The 23254-nt window shown below is 61.4% G+C and carries 21 protein-coding genes; 12 read left to right on the plus strand and 9 right to left on the minus strand.

Annotation, left to right across the window (positions count from 1 at the left end; all coding sequences use genetic code 11):
- Positions 1–98: 98 nt before the first annotated feature.
- Both KUG85_RS07710 and KUG85_RS07715 read left to right on the plus strand, forming a co-directional pair.
- Entirely contained in the window at positions 99–842 is a 744-nt protein-coding gene (locus KUG85_RS07710) for a sulfite exporter TauE/SafE family protein (protein ID WP_223004757.1), read from the plus strand.
- Between the two features lie 203 nt (positions 843–1045).
- Entirely contained in the window at positions 1046–1255 is a 210-nt protein-coding gene (locus tag KUG85_RS07715) for a cold-shock protein (RefSeq protein ID WP_065816492.1), read from the plus strand.
- A gap of 112 nt (positions 1256–1367) precedes the next feature.
- On the opposite strand, the gene KUG85_RS07720 is transcribed toward KUG85_RS07715, so the two are convergent.
- Genes KUG85_RS07720 through KUG85_RS07750 form a run of 7 tightly spaced genes read right to left on the minus strand, consistent with a single transcriptional unit; the run spans position 1368 to position 9400 of the window.
- Positions 1368–3197: an ABC transporter ATP-binding protein gene (locus KUG85_RS07720; RefSeq protein ID WP_255606300.1), complete on the minus strand. Its 1830-nt coding sequence runs from the start codon at positions 3195–3197 to the stop codon at positions 1368–1370.
- Between the two features lie 28 nt (positions 3198–3225).
- Entirely contained in the window at positions 3226–4170 is a 945-nt protein-coding gene (locus tag KUG85_RS07725) for an acetamidase/formamidase family protein (RefSeq protein WP_223004759.1), read from the minus strand.
- Positions 4160–5788 (minus strand): ABC transporter substrate-binding protein, encoded by a 1629-nt coding sequence (locus KUG85_RS07730; protein ID WP_223004760.1) that lies wholly within the window; start codon positions 5786–5788, stop codon positions 4160–4162. The genes KUG85_RS07725 and KUG85_RS07730 overlap by 11 nt, the downstream gene beginning before the upstream one ends.
- A 46-nt stretch (positions 5789–5834) precedes the next feature.
- The gene (locus tag KUG85_RS07735) at positions 5835–6755 is read right to left on the minus strand and encodes an ABC transporter permease (protein WP_223004761.1); all 921 of its coding nucleotides are present in this window, start codon (positions 6753–6755) and stop codon (positions 5835–5837) included.
- Positions 6755–7645 carry an ABC transporter permease gene (locus KUG85_RS07740; protein WP_223004762.1) on the minus strand — a complete coding sequence of 297 codons (891 nt, stop codon included), beginning with the start codon at positions 7643–7645 and terminating at the stop codon, positions 6755–6757. Before KUG85_RS07740 ends, KUG85_RS07735 begins: the two co-directional genes overlap by 1 nt.
- Positions 7626–8243, minus strand: a complete 618-nt coding sequence (locus KUG85_RS07745) for an ANTAR domain-containing response regulator (protein WP_223004763.1) — start codon at positions 8241–8243, stop codon at positions 7626–7628. Before KUG85_RS07745 ends, KUG85_RS07740 begins: the two co-directional genes overlap by 20 nt.
- Positions 8240–9400 carry a transporter substrate-binding domain-containing protein gene (locus KUG85_RS07750; protein WP_223004764.1) on the minus strand — a complete coding sequence of 387 codons (1161 nt, stop codon included), beginning with the start codon at positions 9398–9400 and terminating at the stop codon, positions 8240–8242. Before KUG85_RS07750 ends, KUG85_RS07745 begins: the two co-directional genes overlap by 4 nt.
- 366 nt (positions 9401–9766) lie before the next feature.
- Between KUG85_RS07750 and KUG85_RS07755 the strand changes: the two genes are divergently transcribed.
- The 5 genes from KUG85_RS07755 to KUG85_RS07775 all read left to right on the plus strand — a co-directional run bounded on the left by KUG85_RS07755 (position 9767) and on the right by KUG85_RS07775 (position 16818).
- Positions 9767–11605 carry an ABC transporter ATP-binding protein gene (locus KUG85_RS07755; protein WP_223004765.1) on the plus strand — a complete coding sequence of 613 codons (1839 nt, stop codon included), beginning with the start codon at positions 9767–9769 and terminating at the stop codon, positions 11603–11605.
- A gap of 40 nt (positions 11606–11645) precedes the next feature.
- Complete coding sequence (locus KUG85_RS07760; protein WP_065816483.1) at positions 11646–13175, plus strand: ABC transporter substrate-binding protein; 1530 nt, start codon at positions 11646–11648, stop codon at positions 13173–13175.
- A 111-nt stretch (positions 13176–13286) separates the two neighbouring features.
- Positions 13287–14210, plus strand: a complete 924-nt coding sequence (locus KUG85_RS07765) for an ABC transporter permease (RefSeq protein WP_065816572.1) — start codon at positions 13287–13289, stop codon at positions 14208–14210.
- A gap of 14 nt (positions 14211–14224) precedes the next feature.
- Positions 14225–15073, plus strand: coding sequence for an ABC transporter permease (locus tag KUG85_RS07770; protein ID WP_065816482.1), 849 nt, complete (start codon positions 14225–14227; stop codon positions 15071–15073).
- Positions 15070–16818 carry a M14 family metallopeptidase gene (locus KUG85_RS07775; RefSeq protein ID WP_223004766.1) on the plus strand — a complete coding sequence of 583 codons (1749 nt, stop codon included), beginning with the start codon at positions 15070–15072 and terminating at the stop codon, positions 16816–16818. Before KUG85_RS07770 ends, KUG85_RS07775 begins: the two co-directional genes overlap by 4 nt.
- A gap of 103 nt (positions 16819–16921) precedes the next feature.
- On the opposite strand, the gene KUG85_RS07780 is transcribed toward KUG85_RS07775, so the two are convergent.
- Positions 16922–17341: a DUF983 domain-containing protein gene (locus KUG85_RS07780; protein WP_223004767.1), complete on the minus strand. Its 420-nt coding sequence runs from the start codon at positions 17339–17341 to the stop codon at positions 16922–16924.
- 148 nt (positions 17342–17489) lie between these two features.
- Positions 17490–18401, minus strand: a complete 912-nt coding sequence (locus tag KUG85_RS07785; protein WP_223004768.1) for a LysR family transcriptional regulator — start codon at positions 18399–18401, stop codon at positions 17490–17492.
- Between the two features lie 259 nt (positions 18402–18660).
- Here KUG85_RS07785 and KUG85_RS07790 point away from each other — a divergent pair, with 259 nt between their 5' ends.
- Genes KUG85_RS07790 through KUG85_RS07810 form a run of 5 tightly spaced genes read left to right on the plus strand, consistent with a single transcriptional unit; the run spans position 18661 to position 23249 of the window.
- On the plus strand, positions 18661–19866 hold the full coding sequence (locus KUG85_RS07790) for an ABC transporter substrate-binding protein (protein ID WP_065816478.1): 1206 nt from the start codon (positions 18661–18663) through the stop codon (positions 19864–19866).
- An 11-nt stretch (positions 19867–19877) separates the two neighbouring features.
- On the plus strand, positions 19878–20672 hold the full coding sequence (locus tag KUG85_RS07795) for an ABC transporter ATP-binding protein (RefSeq protein ID WP_223004769.1): 795 nt from the start codon (positions 19878–19880) through the stop codon (positions 20670–20672).
- Entirely contained in the window at positions 20662–21381 is a 720-nt protein-coding gene (locus KUG85_RS07800; RefSeq protein WP_223004770.1) for an ABC transporter ATP-binding protein, read from the plus strand. Before KUG85_RS07795 ends, KUG85_RS07800 begins: the two co-directional genes overlap by 11 nt.
- A gap of 4 nt (positions 21382–21385) precedes the next feature.
- The gene (locus KUG85_RS07805; protein ID WP_065816571.1) at positions 21386–22273 is read left to right on the plus strand and encodes a branched-chain amino acid ABC transporter permease; all 888 of its coding nucleotides are present in this window, start codon (positions 21386–21388) and stop codon (positions 22271–22273) included.
- On the plus strand, positions 22266–23249 hold the full coding sequence (locus KUG85_RS07810) for a branched-chain amino acid ABC transporter permease (protein WP_374730055.1): 984 nt from the start codon (positions 22266–22268) through the stop codon (positions 23247–23249). The genes KUG85_RS07805 and KUG85_RS07810 overlap by 8 nt, the downstream gene beginning before the upstream one ends.
- Positions 23250–23254: the final 5 nt, after the last annotated feature.

Genomic DNA, 23254 nt, shown 5'->3' on the forward strand with positions numbered 1-23254 from the left:
GTGAGCCGGCTGCACCAACCGGCTCAGTTTTGAGGCCATTGGCCGATAGGACCTTGTGGGTTAAGGGAGCCGGCAGGGTTCTCGAAACTGGAAGCGCTATGGAAGAGTATCTGATCCTGGCCGCGGCGGCATTCTTGGCCGGCACGCTGAACACGGTTGCGGGCGGTGGAACGTTTCTCACCTTCCCGGCACTCGTCTATGCCGGCGTTCCCGTTGTCGCAGCCAATGCCACCAGCGCGGTTGCCGTGTTTCCCGGCTATCTCGGTGGCGCACTGGGTTTCCGTTCCGAACTCGCCGCATTCGACCGCACCCGCCTCCTGCGCATTGCCGGTCTGACGGCCATTGGCGGTCTGGTCGGCTCGCTCCTCTTGCTGGTTTCCTCCAATGAAGCGTTCTCGCTCGTTGTGCCTTTCCTGCTTGCGATTGCCACGCTCACCTTCGCCTTCGGCGCGAAGATACAGGGCCTTGCCCGCCGTTTCGGCAGCGGCAGGGGTGAAGGCCGGTTCAGCACCGTTCTCGTCTCGGTTTATGGCGGTTACTTCAATGGCGGTCTGGGCATCGTGTTGCTGGCGCTCTTCTCGCTCTGGGGCATGCGCGATCTGAACACGATGAACGGCCTGAAAAACGGCCTGTCCTTCATCCTCTCGGCCATTTCCGTTGCCACCTTTGCGGTCGCCGGCATCGTCGCATGGCCTCAGGCGCTGGTTATGATGGTCGCGGCCACGGTCGGCGGCTATGCGGGCGCACCGCTTGCCCGCGCGCTCCCGGCTTCCGTGGTGCGCGCCGTGGTCATCGTCGTTGGAACGGCGATGAGCCTGATCTTCTTCGCCAGGTTGTTTTAGGGCTTGCGGCAGCGGTCGGTTTATTTATTCAACCAAGCCTTGCTTTCGACGCAATCTACATCTATATCGTGATCATCGAAATTGCTGTTGAACTTTGTTTTTGCGCTGCCAAGCGCCCCTACGATCTTCCCTCAAATTCGAACTTCCAGATGCCCGGCAGTTGTCGGCATCAAATTCCTATGACGATTTGAAAGGAAAATCGTATGACTATTGGTACCGTAAAGTTCTTCAATGCCACCAAAGGTTTTGGTTTCATCGCTCCTGACAATGGCGACAACGACGTTTTCGTTCACATCTCGGCTGTCGAGCGTGCCGGGATGCAGAACATCGTTGAAGGCCAGAAGCTGAGCTTCGACATCGTGCAGGACCGCAAGTCCGGCAAAAGCGCCGCAGACAACCTGCAGGCTGCATAGTTTTCATCTCTGCGATGTGACCACGGATGTACTGGCACGTCGCATAGAGATGATCAGGAAGGTCGGGTTAGCGCCCGGCCTTTTTTGCATCAGCTCTTCGGAGCAGATCCCTTCAGGCCTGGTGAGCTGCGCCGGAAACACCGCTTTCAGCATGGTCGTGCCAAACAAAATGCCCGCCGCCAATGTCGCGCGCGGCTTGCCGCGGCGGCACATAGTCGAGCCCATGCACGGGGCTTGGCAGGTCCTCCGCTTTTTCCATAAAGGCGCGGCGCGGGCGTGACGGGTCGGCCACTGGCACTGCGGCCATCAGCTTTTTCGTATAGTCGTGCTGCGGGTTCTCAAAGATCTGCGCCCGGCTGCCCATCTCCACAAACCGCCCCATATACATCACCGCCACGCGATGGCTGATCTGCTCCACCACGGCCATGTCGTGCGAGATGAAGAGATAGGACATGCCCGTCTCGTTCTGGATGTCCTGCAACAGATCGAGCACCTGCGCCTGGATCGAGACATCGAGTGCGGCGACCGATTCATCCGCCACGATCAGTTTAGGCGAAAGCGAAAGCGCGCGGGCGATGCAGATGCGCTGGCGCTGGCCGCCGGAAAACTCGTGCGGATACCTCCGCATCTGATCGGTCGAGAGCCCCACTCGCTTGAAGAGATAGGCAACCCGGTCTTCCAGCGCGCTGCCGCTTGCCAGCCCGTGAATTTGCAGCGGCTCGGCCACCAGATCACCCACCCGCATGCGCGGGTCGAGCGAGGCATAGGGGTCCTGAAAGATCATCTGCACATCGCGCAAAACCGGTCGCATGGCGCGGGGCCTGAGCCCGCGCGTCGTCTGGCCCGCCACGCGAATGTCGCCTTGCCACGGGGTCAGGTTCAAAAGCGCCTTGCCGGTGGTCGATTTGCCGCAGCCCGATTCTCCCACCAGCGAAAGCGTCTCGCCCGGCATGATGTCGAAGGAAACACCTTCCACCGCGTGCACGCGCTGAACCGGGCGCTGCAGGATGCCACCCTTGATGTCGAAGCGCACGGTGAGGTCCTTCACGGAAACCAGCGGTTCGGCGACAAGCGGCTTTTCCGGCCCGGTTCCCGGGCGCGCCACCACGCGCTTCGGCTCCGTGGTGCCGGTCATTTCGCCCAGCCGTGGCACGGCGGCGAGCAGTTCCTGCGTGTAAGCGTGACGGGGTTTTGAGAAGATCACGCTGGCAGGGCTGTGCTCCACCATGCGCCCATGCTGCATCACCAGCACGTCGTCGGCCATCTCGGCCACCACGCCCATATCGTGCGTGATCATGATCACGGAGATGCCAAGATCAGCCTGCAATTTGCGGATCAGCGCCAGTATCTGCGCCTGCACGGTCACGTCCAGCGCCGTGGTGGGCTCGTCTGCAATCAGGATCTGCGGGCTCTGGGCCAGCGCCATGGCGATGACCACACGCTGGCGCATGCCGCCGGAAAGTTCGTGCGGATATTGCTTCAAACGCCGCGCCGGCTCGGGAATCTGCACCTGATCGAGCAGTTCAAGCGCACGGGCGCGGATCGCTTTTTCAGAAAGCCCGCCATGAGCGGAAATCGCACCAGCCAGTTGCTTTCCGACGGAAAGCACCGGGTTGAGCGATGTCATCGGCTCCTGAAAGATCATGCCGATATGGCGGCCACGCACCTGCCGCATCCCGGCTTCAGGCAGGGCAAGAATATCGCGTCCCTCAAGAGCCGCCGTTCCCGCCGCAACACGCGCCATGGGCTTCGGCAGAAGCTGCATCAGGGAAAGCGCGGTCATGGATTTGCCAGAACCGCTCTCGCCTGCAATGCAGAGTGTCTTTCCACTCTCCAGCGTGAAGGACAGATCGTCGACGACAGTGCGCGCGCCCGTCGGTGTGGCCACCTGAACGGTGAGGCCGTTCACCTCCAGAAGACCGCTGGTTGTTTTCTGTTGCATGGCGCGCGCTTTGCTCATTGGTGTCGGCTCACGAAAAGACGACGCGCGGGAAGTAGAACGAGACCACCCAGTTGGGCTGATCGACGATTTCGCTGATGCGCAGGTCGCCACACACCGAGCAGAGCATATAGGCGTCCTCGGGCGAGAGCCCGCGCGTGGCGCACAGAAGGTCGATCATGCCGGAAAGGGCGGCCCGCGCCCCTTCCATGAGGTCGGAGCCGATGCCGGTCGTCACCTCATAGCCTTCCGCATCCAGGTGTCGCGTCACCGGTCCCGGCGTGGTGAAGCGCGGCATGGCAAGGTTTGCGTCCTTCACCACGTCGAGCTTCACCGCCACGTTCATCTGGCTCTCGATGGCCGTGCCGCACACTTCGCCATCGCCCTGTGCGGCATGGGTGTCGCCGATGGAGAACAGCGCCCCCTCCACCTCGACCGGCAGATAGAGCGTGGTGCCCGCCGCCAGATCGCGAATGTCGAGATTGCCGCCCATGCGCCGGGGCGGCACCACCGAGTGCAGACCCGGCTCAGCCGGTGCCAGCCCGATGGTTCCGGCAAAGGGTTTGAGCGGCACACGGCCATGCTTGCCGAAGGCCGCCGGCTCAAGGCCCGTCGCGTCATAGTTCCAGAGCGTCAGCGCCGGGTCCTTGAACTGGTCTGCCAGGAGCCCGAAGCCGGGAATGTTCGCCGTCCAGCCAAAGCCGGACGGTTTGAACGAGAGGATCTCCACCTTCAGTGCATCGCCCGGCTTGGCCCCTTCCACATAGATGGGGCCGTTGACCGGGTTGACCTTGGAGAAATCCAGCGTGGCGATATCGTCCACGGTGCTGTCGGGCGAAAAGTGACCGGAGCCGGAATCGAGACACTCGAATTCCAGCGTCGAGCCCGGCGTCACCCGTTCTGCGGGCGGGATCGAATGATCCCACCCAAAATGGTGGTGTCGCCCGTGAATGGTGTAGTCGCAGTTACTGCACATCTTTGGCAAAAACCTCGTCATAGTGGACGGGAATGTGCACCGGATCGACGAACAGCTTGTCGTCGCCGCCGATGCGTTCGGAACGGATGGTGAAGCGCTCTTCATTGAAGATCGGTGCCCAAGGGGCGTCTTCCATCACCTTCAGATAGATGTCGCGCCACATGGCCTCGCGCTCGCCTGCTTTGGCCGGGTCGACCATGGCATCGGCTTCCTTCGCCATGGCATCGAGATCTTCGTTGCAATACCAGGCCCAGTTCCAGCCGCCCGGCACCGCGCCGTCGCAACCGAGGATCGGACCATAGAAGTTGGACGGATCCGGGAAGTCGGCAATCCACGCCATGCCGCCCGACCAGATCATCGGCGCCTGATCTTCCTCGCCGCCTGCCGCGATCACATTGGCCTGCGCCAGAGACTTGATCGAGGCGTTGATGCCGATGGCCTTCAAGTCCTGCTGGATCGCCTGCGCGATACGCGGCTGCGGGTCGGTGTTCATGACGTAGAGTTCGGTTTCGAACCCGTCGGCAAGCCCGGCCTCGGCCAAAAGCGCCTTGGCGGCTTCCGGATCATAGGCATAGCCCTCATAATCCTTGGCGTAGCCCGGCATGGAGGGCGGCAGCGGCTGGTTGGCGGCAACGGCGCGGCCATTGATGATGCGCAGGATGCGGTCCTTGTTGATGGCCATGTTCACGGCCTTGCGCACTTCCGGCTTGTCGAACGGCTCCATTTTCACATTCATGGTCACATAGCCGGTGTGCAGCTGTCCGCCCTGAATGATCAGGTTCTTGAACTTGGGATCGTTCTGTACCTCGATGAACTTCGCCGGCGGAATGCCATCACCCGGCACGTCCACTTCGCCGTTCTGCAGGCGCAGAAGCGCCACGACCGGTTCCTGACCCACTTCGAAGATGATCTGGTCGAGCTTCGGCACGCCGGGGTTCCAGTAGTCCTCGAAGCGCTCAAAGACGAGGCGCTGGCCGAGCGTCCATTCTGAGAGCTTGAACGCGCCGGAACCGACCGGGTGCTTGCCAAAATCGGCACCGTGTTTCTCCACCTCTTCCTTCGGCACCACATGGGCGAAGTTGAGCGCCAGCACATGCAGGAAGGTCGCGTCGGGCCGCGAGAGCTCGAACTTGATGGTGTGATCGTCCACCACGGTGATGCCGGAAAGCCCCTCCGCATCGCCGCTGGAGGCTTCCTCAAAGCCCTTGATGGAACCGAAGAAGCCGGCGCCGGGGCTCTGGGTCTTCGGGTTCACCGTGCGCTCGATGGAGTATTTCACGTCCTCGGCGGTGAGGTCGCGGCCATTGTGGAATTTCACGTCGTCGCGCAGCTTGAAGGTGAAGACCGTACCATCCTCGGAAATCTCGTAGGATTCGGCGATTTCCGGGCGCAGCTCGGTCGTGCCCGGCAGATAGTCCATCAGCCCGTCAAACAGCGACTTGATCATCGACCAGTTCTGCCAGTCATAGCCGATGGCCGGATCGAGCGTGGAGACGTCATCCTTATAGGTCACGGTCATGGAGCCGCCCTGCTTGATATCCTCTGCAAGGGCAGGGACAAGCATGGCGGAGCTGGAAAGGGCAGCGGCGGCAACGCCGGCCAGAAGCAGTTTTCTCATCTCAAGTGTTCCTTTCTCTGGTGCTGCACTTATCGTTGGTCTTGCATCAGCGCAGCTTGATGCGCGGGTCGATCAGCGGAGTGATCAGATCGGCAAGCAGATTGCCGAGAACGATGGCGCAGGCCGAAACCAGCGTGACCCCCATGATGATGGGAATGTCGACGCGCTGGATCGCCTGCCAGGCGAGCTGCCCGATGCCGGGCCAGCCGAACACGCTTTCCACCACCACGATGCCCGACATGAAGAGCCCGATGTCGATGCCGATCATTGCGATGATGGGCAGGATGGCGTTGGGCAGCGCATGTTTGAAAAGCACTTTTGCGCGGGTGATACCGGTGGCACGTGCGGTGCGGATATAGTCCTGACGCAGCACGTCGATCAGCGATGAACGCATCATGCGCGAATACCAACCAGCCCCCAGAAAACCGAGCGTGATGGAGGGGAGGATGAGGTGGGCAAAGGTGCCGTAGCCGCCAATGGGAAACCAGCCGAGTTTCACCGCAAAGACGTAGAGCAGCAGAATGCCTATCACGAATTGCGGGGCCGACACGCCGACAAAGGAGGCGATCATCAGCGTGTCATCCGTGCGCGAGCCGCGCTTCAGCGCCGCCACCACGCCCATGGTCAGGCCCAGCACGAGTTCGCAGAAGATGGCGCCCACCATCAGGAGAAGGCTGGCGGGCAGACGGGAAGCGATGAGTTCGGAAACCTCTGTCTTTTGCAGATAGGAGCGGCCCAGATCACCGTTCAAAAGCCCGCCGAGATAGCGCAGATACTGCTCATAGAAGGGCAGGTTGAGGCCGAGCTGTTCGCGGATGTTCTCCACCGTTGCAGCGGTCGCACTGCGGCCGGCAATCTGGCGCGCGGGGTCTGCCGGAACGAGATAGAGCAGCACGAAGGTCACGAAGCTGATGCCAAGCAGGATCAGCGCGGTCTGGATCAGACGGCGGGTCATATAGGCAAGCATCAGTGGCGCCCCTGCTGTGTCGGGTCGAGAATGTCGCGCAGCGCGTCGCCCACAAGGTTGAAGGCCAGCGCCAGCGCCAGAATGGCCGCGCCCGGAATGAACACGAGCCAGGGCGCGGAGGAGAAATAGGTCTGGTTCTCGAAGATGATGTTGCCCCATGAGGGAATGGGCGGCTGAACGCCGATGCCAAGGAAGGAAAGCGTTGCTTCAAGGAGAACTGTGGTGGCGATGCCGAGCGTCGCCCACACGATGATGGTGGAGAGCAGATGCGGCAGGATGTGGCGAAACAGGATGCGCCCTGCGCCCGCGCCCATGGCGCGCTCGGCCACCACGAAATCGCGTTCGGCGATGGAGCGTGTCTCGGTATAGGTCACGCGGGCAATCTGCACCCAGTTCACCATGGCGATCACCATGGCCACGATCCAGAGGCTGGGGCTGAAGATCGCCGCCAGGACGATGGCGAGCAAAAGCGCCGGAAAGGCCATCATCAGATCGGTGAAGCGCATCAGAACGGTATCGACCCAGCCGCGGAAATAGCCGGCGGAGATACCGACTGCCGAGCCGATCACCACGGCGATACCATTGGCCACCACGCCGATGATCAGCGATGTCTGCGCGCCATAGATCAGGCGGCTGAAGAGATCCCGCCCCACGAGATCGGTGCCGAACCAGAACTGCGCATTGGGCGGCAGCGGTGCGCCCTCGATGGTCAGCCCCTCGAAGAACTGCTCATAGGGATTGTAAGGCGCGAGCCATGGTGCAAAGAGTGCCGCCAGCACGACCACGGCGATGATGATCAAGCCGGTCAGTGCCAGCGGCCGGCGCAAAAGGCGCATCATCACCGAAGGCGTCGCCACTGGTGACTGTGTTTCAGCGACCGTTTGTGACATTCGTCCGTCCGTCTGTATCAAGATTTGCGATGATGCCGGCGGCGGCTTTCTCGATGGAGCGCCGCTCGGCCATGGCTGTCTTGCGAAGGTGGTTATAGGCCGTGCCGGCATCGCAATTGTGCTTCAGCATCAAGATGGCGGTCGCCTCTGCCACAACCTGTCTCTTGGCGAGTTGATCCTTCAGCCGAGCGATTTCTTCTGTCTGCGCCGTGCGCCGCAGAAAACCCTGGCTGGCCACAACAAGTGCGCTGTAGAGCCCGGCACTTCCGATAGGCTTCAAAAGCTGCGCATCCGCGCCCTGCCCAATCGTCCAGGCGATGCGGCCGGGAGCTTCCGAGCCGATCAGGGCGATGATGGGCATCGGCGCCAAGCCGGGCGCCCATGGAAACTGCTCGTCATGGCCCATATCGGCATCGATCAGCAGCACGTTGAAATCGCGCATGGCGTCGCGGTTTTCCAGCGTCGGCCATGCCTGTTCGGCGGCGATGCCGATGCGCGCGCATTGCGCGGTGAGCGCGTCCACATTCTGGTGCGGCCGGTGCAGGATCAACGCCCGCCAGCCGACGAAATTGGGCGTATGGGCAAGGGCCGGGCTCATCGCACCACCCTCAGTTGCCGCGCGTCGGCGGCCATGTTCGCATAAAGCCGGTCGAGCGGCGTCGCCGTCAGGAACGGGTCGGGCACAATGGCTTTGGAGCAATGATGCACGATCTCGAAATCGCCATCGGCGCGTGTGCGGCCGATATGAGCGTGGAGGCTGACGTGATTGGTCGCAGGGTCGACGCGCAGCGAACCAAGCGGCGTCGCCGTCTCATACTCACGGACCGCTTCCAGCACCCGCTGTGCCTCATCGCTTCCGGTGCGGCGGATGGCATCGGCAATCATCACCACGGCGGCATAGGCCTGAACGAAAAATGCGTCCGCCACCTGTTCAGGATTTTCGGCCTTCATCCGGGCGGCAAAACGGTCATTCTCTTCGCTCGCCAGCGCCCGGAAATAGCTCGATACGGTGTATTGTCCCTCTGCGATGGTGCCGAGCCGCGTGGTTTCATTCTCACATAGATTGCAGCTCACCACCGGGCAGTTGTCCGGCAGGAAAGCCGGGTCTTCCTTCCCGAGCGCCTGATAAGCGGCGAGAAAGGCGTATGAGGAATTTCCGATCAGATTGTTGAGGATGAAATCAGGCCGCTTCTCCCGGATTTCATCAATCAGATGCCCAATGTCATCATCGCCGATGGGCACGTAGCGTTCGCCCAGAACGCTGCCGCCGGAGCGGGTTAGAACATCGCGCGCAATGCGGTTGGTTTCCCACCCCCAGATATAGTTCGCGCCTGTCAGGAAACCGCGCGCGCCGAAGCGCGGCACGATATAATCGAGCAGCGGCACGAGCTGCTGGTTGGCGCAGGCGGCGATATAGACGAGGTTTTCCGAAACCTCGAAACCCTCATAGACGCAAGGGTACCAGAGCAGCGCGTCAAGCTTCTCGACAACCGGGATCACCTCCTTGCGGCTCCACGAGGTGGTGCAGCCGACAATATGCTGCGCGCCTGTCTGGCGGATGAGATCGCGGCAGAGCTCGGCATAACGGTCGGCATTGCCTTTTGGGTCCGCATGATGGGCTTCGAGCCTGAACGGATAGGCATCATCCGTATTGATGTCGGCCACTGCCGCCAGGGCCCCGAAATAGCCCTGTTCGGCCGGCCGGCTGTAGCCACCGCTACGCGAAAACAGAACGCCGATCGGATAAGTGTTCACACCCGTTCCCCAAAAACGCAAAGGGCCCCGACGGGAACAACAATATTCCCGGCGAGGCCCAGATGCCAAAATCTTATTATGGCTCAAGCCTAGCTGGCGAAACGAAACTGTCAAGCCGCCCCGCGACAATCGCTTCCGGCGAACCCGTGGTTGGCGAAAGCCGTATCCGGCAGATGCCATGCGGATTTCGTGTCTCTTCAATGATAATTTATTGACAAAATGTCTGGAAATGTTTTCTTTTGCCGGGAGGGTCGCTCAGGAAAGCGCGGAAATCATGCGTCTGCCACCGGACTGGTCTAAAGACTAGGGCCAGATGTAGCCGGGTTCAATGGGACATTTCGGCCTGTCCTTCAGATGGGAGTATCTATGCCGCAGCTTGGACACGACACGTTACTGGACATTCGTTCGCTGGCGGTTGCCTTCGGCTCGAACCGTGTTGTCGACGATCTGAGCTTCCAGGTCGCGCCGGGCCGCACGCTGGCCATTGTGGGCGAATCCGGTTCCGGCAAATCGGTCACCTCGCTCTCCATCATGCGGCTGATCGACCACATGAACGGTACCATCGCCAAGGGCGAGATCCTGTTTAATGGCGGCAATGGTCCGGTCGATCTGGCGAAAGCGCCGGTCGAAACCATGCGCAAGGTTCGTGGCAAGGACATCGCCATGATCTTCCAGGAGCCGATGACCTCGCTCAACCCGGTCTTCACCATCGGCGACCAGATCGCCGAAGTGCTGATGCTGCACGAAGGCGTCTCGAAGAAAGAGGCGCTGCGTCAGGCCGGCGACCTTCTGGAGATGGTGCGCCTGCCGGATGCCCGCGCGCTCCTGTCGCGCTATCCCCATCAATTATCCGGCGGCATGCGCCAGCGCGTGATGATCGCCATGGCGCTTGCCTGCAAGCCCAAACTCCTGATCGCGGACGAGCCCACCACCGCACTCGACGTCACCATTCAGGCGCAGATCCTGTCCATCATCCGCGACCTGCAGGAAAAGCTTGGCATGGCCGTCATCTTCATCACGCATGACATGGGCGTGGTGGCCGAGGTGGCCGACGATGTGGTCGTCATGTGGCGCGGCAAGAAGGTTGAGGAAGGCCCGGTGGAACAGGTTTTCGCCAGCCCAAAGCATGCCTACACGCAGACCCTTCTGTCCGCCGTTCCCACCCTCGGCTCCATGGCCGGCGAAAAATATCCCAAGCGCCTGCCGGTTGCCGTCATGGATGGCGAAACGCCCCGCCTTGTGGGCGAGGAACATCTGCAGGACACCGCGCGCTACGATAGGTCCCCGATCCTGAGCCTCAAAAACCTCGAAACCCGTTTCGACATCAAGAAGGGCTTCTTCGGCGGCGTCACCCATCGCGTTCACGCGGTGGAAAAGGTCAGCCTCGACATCTGGCCGGGCGAAACCCTTTCGCTGGTCGGTGAATCCGGCTCCGGCAAGTCCACCATCGGCCGCACCATCCAGCAGCTTCAGGAAGCGACCGGCGGCGAAATCTTCTTTGAGGGCAAGGCGATTTCCGCCATGTCGTCGGCGGAACGCCACAGCCTGCGCCAAAAGGTGCAATACGTCTTTCAGGACCCGTTCGCCTCACTCGATCCCCGCCGCACGGTCGGCTTCTCCATCGCCGAGCCCATCGTCACACATGGCCTGATCGAAGGTGCCGCCGCGCGGCAGAAGCGCGTGGATGAACTGCTTGAGCGCGTCGGCCTCAAGGCCGAGCATGCGCGCCGTTACCCGCATGAATTCTCCGGTGGTCAACGCCAGCGCATCTGCATCGCCCGCGCGCTCGCCTCGCGGCCCAAGCTCATCATCGCCGATGAGGCGCTGTCCGCGCTCGACGTGTCGGTGCAGGCGCAGATCATCAATCTGCTGATGGAACTACAGGCCGACGAAGGCCTGTCCTACCTCTTCATCAGCCACGACATGGCGGTGGTCGAGAAGGTCAGCCACCGCGTCGCCGTGCTCTATCTGGGGCAGATCGTGGAGGCGGGTTCGCGCGAGGCAGTGTTCGAGCGCGCCACGCATCCCTACACGAAGAAACTGCTCTCGGCGGTTCCCATCGCCGACCCGACAAAGCGGCCCGACCGGCCCATGCTTGAAGGCGAAATCCCGAGCCCTGTCCGCAGGGTCGGCGACGAGCCCGAAATTCAGCCTCTGGTGGAGATCGCGCCCGACCATTTGGTCGCGCAGAGCGCCACGGGCTGATCACTGGAACACAAACGCAAAAGAAACGGAGGACTTATCCATGAAACTGGGCAATACACGCGGCGCATTACTCGCCGCCGTGCTGGCGGCTCTGCCGTTCGGCGTCATGCCGGCGCAGGCCGCAGGCACGCTCACCATCTCTTCCCCGCAGGATCCGGGCAGCTGGGATCCGATCGACACCTTCCTGGTGAACTGGTCGTCCGTCGCCACCAACATCTATGATGGTCTGGTCTATCGCGGTCCCGATACGAAGATCGTCCCCGGCCTTGCCACCGAGTGGGAAGTGCTCGATGAGGGCAAGCGCATCCGTTTCAAGCTGCGTGAAGGCGTCAAGTTCCACAATGGCGAGGATTTCAACGCCGAGGCCGTGAAATTCACCTTCGACCGCCTGCTTGGCGAAGAAGGCAAGAAGGGCCCGCAGCGCTCCAACTATGCCGTCATCGAAAAGGTCGAGATCGTTGACGATTTCACGGTGGATCTGGTTCTGACCCAGCCCGATCCGGTGCTGATCACCAAGCTCGCCGGCTATGGCGCGATGATCGTGCCGCCGAAATACGTCACCGAAAACGAGGAAGATTTCGTCAACGCAAATCCCGTTGGCACCGGCCCGTTCAAGATGACCTCCTACGAGCCGAAGGTCGGCGTGAAGCTTGAAGCCTTCGCCGATCACTGGGGCGGTGCACCGAAGCTCGACGCCGTCGAGTATCGCTTCATCTCGGAGCCGGCCACTGCCGTTGCCGAGCTGCAGGCCGGCCGTGTCGACATCGTCATCCCGCCGACCATCCCGATCTCCATGGTTCCCACCATCGAGGCGGATGAGAAGCTCGAAATCCGCTCCGTCACCAGCCCGACGGTCTATGCCCTGCGCTTCAACACCGGCAACGGCATCACCGCCGATGAGCGCGTGCGCAAGGCCATGATCATGGCCGTGGATCGCAAGGCCATCATCGACGCCGTTCTCGGCGGTCAGGCCAAGCAGATCGCATCCTTCCAGTCGGAACTGTCCTTCGGCTACGACCCGGAGATGGAGCCGCTGCCCTTCGATCAGGCAAAGGCCAAGGAGCTTCTGAAGGAAGCCGGCGTTGCTGCCGGCGCACCGGTCCAGATCGACATTCGCGGCAATGATGCCACCTTCGGTGAAGTCACCCAGGCGGTCGCCAGCTATCTGCAGATGGTCGGCCTCAACGCCACCATCAAGCCGTACGAGACCAATGTCCTGCTCAACGACATCATCCCGCAGGGCAAGACCGGCGAAATGTTCCAGCAGAGCTGGGGCGGTTGGACGCTCGACTACGACAACACCGCCTACCTGATGTACCACACGGGCGAGCGCTGGAACCCGTATGACAGCGACAAGGAGCTCGATGCGCTTCTGGAATCGCAGCGCCCGATGATCGACGTCGACGCGCGTGAGAAGGTGCTGCAGGAAATCGCAGCCTATGCAGCCGACCGCGCTCTCGAGATGCCGCTCTACAACCTCAATGCGCTCTATGGCGTCAACAAGCGGGTGAAAAACTTCATCGCGCCGCCGGACAGCCGCATGCGCCTCAACGAGGTTGAAGTCGAATAGTCCTCCCAGGACATAGATGTCGGGGGCGGCTTGTGCCGCCCCCGAACCCGCGAACATTGCGCGATCCGTAAAGACTTTGCGGCGTGCACGAAATCTCTTCCGGAGGCTCTGGTGGCCAGTTTTCTTCTCAAACGCATCCTGCAGGCGGTGTTCGTCGTTTTCGTCGTCACCCTCACGGTGTCGTTCGCCATCCGGCTGACCGGTGATCCGGCGCTCATGCTCTCCCAGGGCGCGGGCAGTGTCACGGAAGAGGACCTGGCGAACATCCGTCAGGCGCTAGGCCTCAACGAGCCGTTCATCGCCCAGTACTGGGACTTCATCAAAGGGCTTTTCGTCGGCGATTTCGGCCGCAGCTTCCTTGGTGGAACCTCGGTCTCCCTGCTCATTTCCAAGGCTTTGCCGGCCACGCTGGCACTTGCCTTCTCCTCCATGCTGGTCTCCATCGCGATTTCCATTCCGCTCGGCATTCACGCGGCGGTCAACAAGGGCAAGACCGCTGATCAGGTGATCCGCATCCTGTCTCTGGTCGGGCTTTCCTTCCCGAATTTCTGGCTCGCCATCATGCTCGTTCTGGTGTTCTCGATCATGCTGCAATGGCTGCCGCCATCAGGCATGAGCGGGTTTGCCAGCTTCATCATGCCGGCGGTCACCATGGGGGTCATTCTCACCGCCACCAATGTGCGCCTGGTGCGCACGGCCATGCTCGAGACGCTGCGCTCGCAGTACATCCAGGTCGCCCGCGCCAAGGGCCTGAGCGAGAGCAAGGTGCTCTACAAGCATGCGCTCAGAAACTGCGCCATTCCGCTGATCACCTATTTCGGCCTCCAGTTCGGCGGCCTTCTGGGCGGCATTGTCGTCATCGAGCGCGTGTTCAACTGGCCGGGCCTCGGCACGCTCGCCTTCGATGCGGTGGCGGGACGTGACTATCCGGTCCTGCAGGCGGTCATCACCGTGCTTTCGCTGCTCATCATCGGCGTCAACCTTTTGGTCGACATCGCCTATGGGCTGGTCGATCCGCGCATCCGCAACCGATAGGAAAGGACGCAATCATGGCACAGGCTGTTTCGCGTTTGCGTCACTTCAAGAACATCGAGTTCATTCTGGGCATTCTACTTGCCGGAACGATGACGCTTCTGGTCCTGCTTTCACCCCTGCTCTTCCCCGATGGCGGCGAGCAGATCAATCTGACGGCACGTCTCACAAAACCGTTCACCGACTGGGCGCACATTCTGGGCACCGATCCGCTCGGCCGCGATGTGCTGGCGCGTGTGATAACTGGCGGCAAGATTTCGCTTCTGGTCGGCTTCACCTCCGTTGCCGGCGCTGTGGTGGTCGGCGTGGTCATGGGGTTGATCTCGGGCTATTATCGCGGCTTCTGGGACATGCTCGTCATGCGCTTTGCCGACGTGCAGCTCGCGCTTCCCTTCATCCTGCTTGCCATCACCTTCATCGCCATTGTGGGCGGCGGCATCACCAACACGATCATCCTGCTCATCGTGTCGCAATGGGTTCAGTATGCCCGCCTTGTGCGCGGCTCCGTCCTGTCGCTCAATGACCGTGAGTTCATCCATGCGGCCAAGGCCATCGGCGTGCCGGATTTCAAGATCCTGTTCCAGCACCTTCTGCCGAACCTCGCCGGCCCGGTCATCGTTCTGATGACGCTCAACGTCGCCACCAACATACTTCTGGAAAGCTCGCTCACCTTCCTCGGCCTCGGCGTCGATCCGACCATCCCGAGCTGGGGCGGCATGCTGGCCGATGGCCGCACCTATCTGCAAAACGCATGGTGGGTCAGCGTCTTTCCGGGACTTGCCATTCTCTTCACCGTGCTCGGCCTGAACCTGCTTGGCGACTGGCTGCGCGATCTCCTCGATCCAACGGGACGCACAGAAACATGACCGCGATCTTCGAAAAGACCTTTGACCGCACGCTCGACCGTCTGGTTGCCGAATACGCCATTGAGGCATGGCGCGGTGGCGAGCTGGAGGCCTGGCTTTTCGAGGATGAGGCGGCGCGCCGCGCCGCCGAAAAGCGCTTTGCGGCAGCGGGAGTCACCGCCCGGCTGCACAGCGCCTACAAGCCGCTGGTTCATTTCTTCACCGAGGATGCGGCAGCCGGTGCAGCGCGCATCGCCGTCACCTATCCGGTGAGCCTTGCCGCGCCCGGGCAGCGTTTCCTTCTGGAGGCCTATCCGCTTGCCGGCATGGTGGGCGAGGCGGAGATAGCCTTCACCCCCGCCGAGGCCGGCGGCGCGCTTGAATATGGCGTCGAGATCACGGCGGCGGACGGCGCTGTCTCGCGCCATGCGGTCTTCGCGCCCAACCGGCTGGCCGAAGATCACATTGGCGAAAAGCTTCTCTCGCCCTGTGGCTGGCTGCGCCTGCGTCACCCGGATGGCCGCAGCGTCGACGAGGCGGTGGAAACCGATTTCGAGCACCTGTTCCACGAAACGGTTCAGGCTATCGATGCGCATCCCTGGGGTGACAGCGAACCCTTTTTCGACGCGCTGCACATTGCCGTGTCCATGCCCGGCGCAGACACACGCCTCCCGGTCGGCGAGGAAGCGATCAGCCTGCATGAAGCGCTGCACGAGGATCTCTATTTCTCGCTGCTTGAACTCTTCCAGAAGAAATCCGGCCGTCCGCTCGGTTCGCGCGGGCTCCAGCCCGGTCAGATCATTCCGGTGATCGCGGCAGGCGAAGGCGCGATCACCGTCAAGGTCGAAACCCGGCCGCTCACTACCGAACCCGCCTTTTGGCCGGCGCAGCCGCTGCACGAGGCAGAGGGGCCGTTCTCCGTCTCGATGGTCAACGAGACGCTTGAAGAGATCGGCGGCGAGGCGTTCGAGGTTTCATCGCGTTCCGGTCGCGCTGTCCTGGCGCGCTATGTGCGCGGAACCGACCACCCGATCATGCTGAGCGGCGGGCAGCATCCCAACGAGATCTCCGGCGTTGCCGGCGCCCTGCGCGGTGCTTCGCTGCTTTCTGAGCGCGAGGGCGCGCATTTCACGGTTTCGCCGCTGGAAAACCCGGACGGTTATGCGCTGCATTATGCGCTGTGCCAGAGCCAGCCGCACCATATGCACCACGCCGCCCGTTACACCGCGCTCGGCGACGATCTGGAATATCGTGAGGCTGAACCGCTTTATGAAAAAGCCATTCGCCGCGAAGCCTATTCACGCACCAAGGCCGTGCTCCACGTCAATCTGCACGGCTACCCCTCGCATGAATGGACACGGCCGCTGACGGGCTACATTCCGCGCGGATTCGAGATGTGGACCGTGCCGAAGGGCTTTTTCCTGGTCGCCCGTCACAAGCCCGGCTGGGCCGAGCGCACGCGCCGTCTCATCGAAAAGGTGACGGCTAAACTTGCAAAGGTTCCGGGCCTCGTCGCCTTTAATGAAGCGCAGATCCGGCTTTATGAAATCCACGCCGGCGCGCTTCAGTTCGAGGTGTTGAACGGCTTTCCGATCACCATCACGGAAGTCGACCGCCACGACGCGCCGATGACGCTCATCACCGAATATCCGGACGAGACGGTCTATGGCGAAGCCTTCCGGCTCGCCCATGAAGCGCAGACCCAAACGGTGCTCGCCGCCTATGACGCGCTTCAGGAAATGATGGCGGAGAACTTGATGGTCTAGAGCATCGGACCGAAAAGTGGAATCCGGTTTTCGGATTATTCCGATGCTCCAACTATAGACTACCTAGATCGTCCTTTGTGCGTCCGGATGGACGCATTGCGATCTAGGCCTGATCGGCCTTCTTGGCCGCCGCCTCGCTGTGCCAGGCGTGGTCGATGGAGCCTTCCTCGGCCTTGTGAAAATATTGCGAGCAGACGAGCCAGCCCTTGAGCGGGCGTAAAAGCGCCATGCAGCTCAGGATCGTCAATGGCACGGTCGTGAAAACGTGGACCCAAAGCGGCAGTTCGAATGCCATCTGGAACCACACCCCGAAGGCGAGCGCGGGAACGGCGGCTATGGTCATGGCGAAGAAGGCCGGACCGTCGGCCGGATCGGCGAAGGAGTAGTCGAGCCCGCAGACCTCGCAGCTTTCCGCGAGCTGGAGATAGCCCTTGAAGATGTGACCCTGCTGGCATTGCGGGCAGCGGCCAAGGGTCCCCGTCAGCATCGGGTTGTCGGTGGGTGTATACTGGGCGTTCTTCATCGCGGCCTCTCCATTTCAGGGTGCAGTCTCATCGAAAGAAGACTGCGTGGCCATGTGACAATTCAGCTTGCGACAAAATTGCCGAAAAGTCCCGGAAATTCCGGAATTTGAGGTAAAACGCTTTCGTTTTCCGGAAAACGACGTGTTTTTACGTCAAAAGATTCTGCCCGTGAAAATCGTCCTTCGCGGCCTCCGCTTCGGTCTTGATGAAGTCCGTCAGCATCCGAATGCGCGGTGTGTGCGCGACGTCCTGATGGGCGATGCACCAGTAGTAGCGTTCGAGATGAATCTCTTTTGGTATGACCGGAACAAGATCGGGGTAGTGGCGTGCCATGAAGTTCGGCATCACACACAGCCCCAGCCCCTTTCGCGTGGCGGCAAGCTGCGCATGAATGCTGGAGCTCTGGTAAAATGCGCGGGCACCCGGCAGGATCTCCCGATGGTAATCGAGGCCCGGCGTAAAGATCATGTCTTCGATGTAGCCGATGATGCGATGGGACGCCAAATCGGATTTGCGGCGCACCGGAGGGTGTTTTTCCAGATACTCGCGGGTTCCATAAAGAAACAGCCGATACATGGTGATCTTTTCATAGTGATGTGAGCCCGCCCGGTTGGTGGACAGGGTCACCGACATATCCGCCTCGCGGCGTGACAGTGAGACGATCTGCTGGATGATGAGAAGCTCGATAGACAGGCTAGGCAGGGAACGGGCGAGATCGGGCAGGCGGTCGGCCAGGAAGAAATTGCCGAACCCTTCCAGTGTGCTGATGCGCACGACACCGCTCACCGAGGTGGCGTCACCTGCGAGTTCGCTCTGCACGTGAGCGGCTTCGCGCTCGATCACTTCGGCCCGGTCCACCATTTTTTCGCCGGCCGCCGTCAGAAGATAGCCGCGCGGGTTGCGTTCGAAGAGCCGTGTTCCCAGCGCCTGCTCCAGCCTGTCGATGCGGCGCGAAACCGTGGCGTGATTGGTTCTCAGCTTGCGCGCCGCTGCCGAAAGCTGCCCCGTTCGCGCGACGGCGAGGAAGTATTGCAGGTCGTCCCAGGAAAATGGTCGCATCGCTCTGTACGTTTTTGCACCGTATTTGTGCAAAAATAATGAGTTGTGTACGGAAAGGTCAATGCTATGACTATAGGCATGGTCGTGCATGAGGGAAGGGAGGCCCGGTTCGCACCGGCTCCAGCCCCCATAATTGCCATGCCGATTTCCTGCAGGGAGATGTGCGGAGGAGCACGAGCACGCCCTGCGGTTCAGGATAACCGCCGCCGGGCGCGCAGCACCGGCTTGCGGATCACCGTTTTGGGAGGAGAGATCGATTATGAAGTTACTTGCGCTTGCATCCATGGCCCTGATGACGGCCACCGCCATTCCGGCCATGGCCCAGGTTTCCGATGAAAAGGTGAAGATCGGCATCCTGAACGACCAGTCGGGCGTCTATGCCGATTTCGGCGGAAAATGGTCCTATGAGGCCGCGCTGATGGCGGTCGAAGATTTCGGCGGCACGGTTCTCGACAAGCCCGTCGAGGTCATCACCGCCGACCACCAGAACAAGCCCGACATTGCCGCCAATATCGCCCGCCAGTGGTATGATACCGAACAGGTGGATGCGATCATGGAACTGACCACCTCGTCGGTGGCTCTGGCCGTGCAGGGCATCTCGAAAGAGAAGAAGAAGATCAACATGGTCACCGGCGCGGCGACCACGGAACTGACCGGCGCACAGTGCTCGCCCTACGGTTTCCACTGGGCCTATGACACGCATGCTCTCGCGGTCGGCACCGGCGGTGCGCTGGTGGAGCAGGGCGGCGACACCTGGTTCTTCCTGACAGCGGATTATGCGTTCGGCTATTCGCTTGAAGAGCAGACTGGCAATTTCGCAAAATCCAAGGGCGGTGAAATCCTGGGCGCAGTGCGTCATCCGCTCGCCACCACCGACTTCTCGTCCTTCCTGCTTCAGGCGCAGGCCTCGGGCGCGAAGGTGATCGGCCTGGCCAATGCCGGTCTCGACACGGCAAACGCGATCAAGCAGGCCGCCGAATTCGGCATCGTGGCTGGCGGGCAGCGCCTGGCAGCGCTTCTGTTTACGCTGGCCGAGGTTCATGGTCTTGGCCTTGAAGCCGCGCAGGGGCTGACGCTGACGGAAGGCTTCTACTGGGATCGCGACGATGAATCGCGTGAGTTCGCCCGCCGTTATTACGAACGCACCGAGCGTATGCCCAACATGATCCAGGCTGGTACCTATTCTGCCGTGATGCAGTACCTCAAAGCCATCAAGGAAGCCGGTACGGACGAAACGGAAGCTGTCGCTGCAAAGCTGCACGAGATGAAGGTCAACGACCTCTTCGCGCGTGACGCGACGGTGGGTGCCAATGGGCGTCTCTTGAACGACATGTATCTGATGGAAGTGAAGAAGCCCGCCGACAGCAAGGAACCGTGGGACTACTACAACGTCCTTGCCACCATTCCGGGTGAGGAAGCCTATATCAAACCGTCTGAAAGCGGCTGCTCCCTGGTTAGCCAGTGACGGAGGCTGTCATGACAGATGCGCCGGTTTCCGGCGCCGCCAATGATGCAGAGCCGCGGGTGGTGCTTTCCGCCCGCGGTCTGCGGCGCGATTTTGCCGGGTTCGTTGCCGTCAAGAATGTCGATCTCGACGTGCACCATGCGAAGATTCACGCGCTGATCGGTCCGAACGGGGCCGGCAAGACGACCGTTTTCAATCTTCTGACCAAGTTTCTGGCGCCCAGTGCCGGGCGCATTGAGTTCATGGGGCGCGACATCACCAGCACGCCGCCGGCGAAGGTGGCGCGGATGGGGCTGGTGCGGTCGTTCCAGATCTCGGCGATCTTTCCGCATCTGAGCGTGCTCGACAATGTGCGCGTCGCGCTGCAGCGTCCGGGCGGGCTCGGCTATCAGTTCTGGCGCTCGCTCGGCAGCCTCGACCTCTTGACCCCGCGCGCGGAACAATTGTTGGAGACGGTCGGGCTTCAGAACGAACGCCACAGGATGGCCGGCGATCTCTCCTATGGCCGCAAGCGTGTGTTGGAGATTGCCACCACGCTGGCGCTCGATCCGAAAGTGCTGCTGCTCGATGAACCGATGGCCGGCATGGGCCATGAAGACGTTGAGACCGTCGCCGACATCATCCGCGATGTGGCGAAGGATCGCGCGGTTCTCATGGTCGAGCACAATCTCAAGGTGGTCGCCGATCTCTGTGACTGGATCACGGTTCTCCAGCGTGGCGAAATCATCGCCGCCGGCGATTACGCGACCGTGAGCCAGGACGAGCAGGTGAAGGTGGCCTATATGGGGACGGCCTATGACGAGTGAGCACGGCAAAAAGCCGCTTCTTTCCGTCCGCGATCTGCATGCCTGGTATGGCGAGAGCCACGCACTGCACGGTGTGAACCTCGATGTGGCGGAGGGCGAAACGGTCACGCTGCTCGGCCGCAATGGCGTCGGCAAGACGACAACCCTGCGCGCGATCATGGGCATCATCCGCAAGCGCAAGGGCACGATCGACTTTGCGGGGCAGGATCTGATCCACACGCCGCTGCATCGCACGGCGCATGCCGGGCTCGGCTTCGTGCCCGAGGAGCGCGGCATCTTCGCCACGCTCTCGGTGGACGAAAACCTGCTTCTCCCGCCCGTAGTTTCCGATGGCGGCATGAGCATTGACGAAATCTTCGAGCTGTTCCCCAATCTGAAAGAGCGGCGCAACAGCCAGGGCACAAAGCTCTCCGGCGGCGAACAGCAGATGCTTGCAATCGCCCGCATGCTGCGCACCGGCGTGAAGCTCCTTCTGCTCGATGAACCGACCGAAGGCCTCGCACCGGTGATCGTGGAGCGCATCGGCGAGGTGCTGGCAACGCTCAAGGCGCGCGGCATGACGATCCTGCTGGTTGAGCAGAATTTCCGATTTGCAAGCCGCGTTGCCGACCGTTTCTACCTGATGGAGCACGGCCAGATAACGGCGAGCTTCCCGGCAGCTGAGCTGGAACAGCGCATGGAGGAATTGCACGAGGTGATTGGAGTTTGATGACATGACCATGATCTTCGGAATCCCGATCCAGGCCTTTCTCGGCCAATTGCTGGTCGGTCTCATCAATGGCTCGTTCTACGCGATGCTGAGCCTCGGGCTCGCCATCATCTTCGGCCTTTTGCGGGTGATCAATTTCGCCCATGGCGCGCAATACATGCTGGGCGCCTTCATCGGCTATCTGCTTTTGGCGCATCTGGGCATCGGCTATTGGCCGGCGCTGATCCTCGTGCCCCTGCTGGTGGGGCTGAGCGGCATGGCGATCGAGAAGGTCGCCCTGTCCCGGCTTTACAATGTGGACCCGCTCTACGGCCTGCTCTTCACCTTCGGGCTGGCGCTCGTGCTGGAAGGCGCGTTCCGCTATTTCTATGGCGTTTCGGGACAATCCTATATGCCGCCGCCGCAGCTTTCCGGCGGCACCAATCTTGGCTTTATGTTCCTGCCGAATTATCGCGGCTGGGTGGTGGTGGCGTCGCTCATCATCTGCATCGGCACATGGCTTCTGATCGAAAAGACCAAGCTTGGCGCCTATCTGCGCGCGGCGACGGAAAACCCGACCCTTGTGCAGGCCTTCGGCGTCAACGTTCCGCTGCTTCTGACGCTGACCTATGGCATTGGCTCGGCACTTGCCGGTCTTGCCGGCATCATGGCCGCGCCCGTCTATCAGGTGAGCCCGCTGATGGGGTCGAACCTCATCATCGTGGTGTTTGCCGTGGTGGTGGTGGGCGGCATGGGGTCCATCCTCGGCGCCATCGTGACCGGCTATATGCTCGGTCTCGCCGAAGGGCTGACCAAGGTGTTTTACCCGGAAGCGTCCAACATCGTGATCTTCGTGATCATGGCGATCGTGCTTCTGGTGCGACCGGCCGGACTGTTCGGGAAGGATGCGTGACATGGCTGAACTGACCAGTACCGGCATCGACCGGCAGACCCGTGCCCGCACCGAATGGCTTCTCGTGGGGCTGGGCATTGCGGCGCTGATCGCTGCACCGTTCTTCCTCTATCCCGTCTTCCTGATGAAGATGCTGTGCTTTGCGCTCTTTGCGGCGGCGTTCAACCTGCTGCTTGGCTATACGGGCCTGCTTTCCTTCGGCCATGCGGCCTTCTTTGGCGGCGCGGCCTATTTTACCGCTCACGCGGTGAAGGAATGGGGCTGGACACCGGAATTCGGCGTGCTTCTCGGCGTGTTCGGCGCGGCGGTGCTGGGGCTGATCATCGGCTTTTTCGCCATCCGCCGGCAGGGCATCTACTTTGCCATGATCACGCTGGCGCTGGCGCAGATGTTCTATTTTTTCTGCGTGCAAGCCCCCTTCACCAAGGGCGAGGACGGCATTCAGGGCGTGCCGCGCGGGCATCTCTTCGGCTTCATCGATTTGAGCGTGCCGCTCAACATGTATTTCTTCGTGCTGGGCGGCTTCCTGATCGGCGTCTTTGCCGTCTGGCGCATCGTGCATTCGCCTTTCGGCATGATCCTGAAATCGATCCGCGAGAACGAGAATCGCGCAATCTCGCTCGGCTACAGCGTGGCCCGCTATAAGCTTGCCGCCTTCGTCATGTCGGCAACACTGGCGGGGCTCGCGGGTGCGATGAAGGCGCTGGTGTTCCAGTTTGCAACGCTGACAGATGTGACCTGGCAGATGTCGGGCGAGGTGATCCTGATGACACTGCTTGGTGGCATCGGCACGATGCTGGGGCCGATTGTCGGTGCGGGACTGGTCGTCACGCTGCAGAACTATCTTGCCACGTCGGAGTTTCCGGTGACGGTGATCACCGGCGCGATCTTCATGATCTGCGTGCTTCTGTTCCGTCGCGGTATCGTGGGCGAAATCCTCGCGCGGTTTTCGCGCGGGGAGGGCGACGTGCGCTGACCGCC

The sequence above is a fragment of the Nitratireductor rhodophyticola genome (assembly GCF_019891355.1).
Lineage (GTDB): Bacteria > Pseudomonadota > Alphaproteobacteria > Rhizobiales > Rhizobiaceae > Nitratireductor > Nitratireductor rhodophyticola.

Coding starts and splice junctions, on each gene's coding strand:
- KUG85_RS07735 (WP_223004761.1), bottom strand. CDS start 6,755: ATGCTTGCCTATATGACCCGCCGTCTGATCCAGACCGCGCTGATCCTG.
- KUG85_RS07780 (WP_223004767.1), bottom strand. CDS start 17,341: ATGAAGAACGCCCAGTATACACCCACCGACAACCCGATGCTGACGGGG.
- KUG85_RS07790 (WP_065816478.1), top strand. CDS start 18,661: ATGAAGTTACTTGCGCTTGCATCCATGGCCCTGATGACGGCCACCGCC.
- KUG85_RS07730 (WP_223004760.1), bottom strand. CDS start 5,788: ATGAGAAAACTGCTTCTGGCCGGCGTTGCCGCCGCTGCCCTTTCCAGC.
- KUG85_RS07775 (WP_223004766.1), top strand. CDS start 15,070: ATGACCGCGATCTTCGAAAAGACCTTTGACCGCACGCTCGACCGTCTG.
- KUG85_RS07715 (WP_065816492.1), top strand. CDS start 1,046: ATGACTATTGGTACCGTAAAGTTCTTCAATGCCACCAAAGGTTTTGGT.
- KUG85_RS07740 (WP_223004762.1), bottom strand. CDS start 7,645: ATGTCACAAACGGTCGCTGAAACACAGTCACCAGTGGCGACGCCTTCG.
- KUG85_RS07800 (WP_223004770.1), top strand. CDS start 20,662: ATGACGAGTGAGCACGGCAAAAAGCCGCTTCTTTCCGTCCGCGATCTG.
- KUG85_RS07725 (WP_223004759.1), bottom strand. CDS start 4,170: ATGTGCAGTAACTGCGACTACACCATTCACGGGCGACACCACCATTTT.
- KUG85_RS07770 (WP_065816482.1), top strand. CDS start 14,225: ATGGCACAGGCTGTTTCGCGTTTGCGTCACTTCAAGAACATCGAGTTC.
- KUG85_RS07745 (WP_223004763.1), bottom strand. CDS start 8,243: ATGAGCCCGGCCCTTGCCCATACGCCCAATTTCGTCGGCTGGCGGGCG.
- KUG85_RS07760 (WP_065816483.1), top strand. CDS start 11,646: ATGAAACTGGGCAATACACGCGGCGCATTACTCGCCGCCGTGCTGGCG.
- KUG85_RS07755 (WP_223004765.1), top strand. CDS start 9,767: ATGCCGCAGCTTGGACACGACACGTTACTGGACATTCGTTCGCTGGCG.
- KUG85_RS07795 (WP_223004769.1), top strand. CDS start 19,878: ATGACAGATGCGCCGGTTTCCGGCGCCGCCAATGATGCAGAGCCGCGG.
- KUG85_RS07720 (WP_255606300.1), bottom strand. CDS start 3,197: ATGCAACAGAAAACAACCAGCGGTCTTCTGGAGGTGAACGGCCTCACC.
- KUG85_RS07805 (WP_065816571.1), top strand. CDS start 21,386: ATGACCATGATCTTCGGAATCCCGATCCAGGCCTTTCTCGGCCAATTG.
- KUG85_RS07785 (WP_223004768.1), bottom strand. CDS start 18,401: ATGCGACCATTTTCCTGGGACGACCTGCAATACTTCCTCGCCGTCGCG.
- KUG85_RS07810 (WP_374730055.1), top strand. CDS start 22,266: ATGCGTGACATGGCTGAACTGACCAGTACCGGCATCGACCGGCAGACC.
- KUG85_RS07710 (WP_223004757.1), top strand. CDS start 99: ATGGAAGAGTATCTGATCCTGGCCGCGGCGGCATTCTTGGCCGGCACG.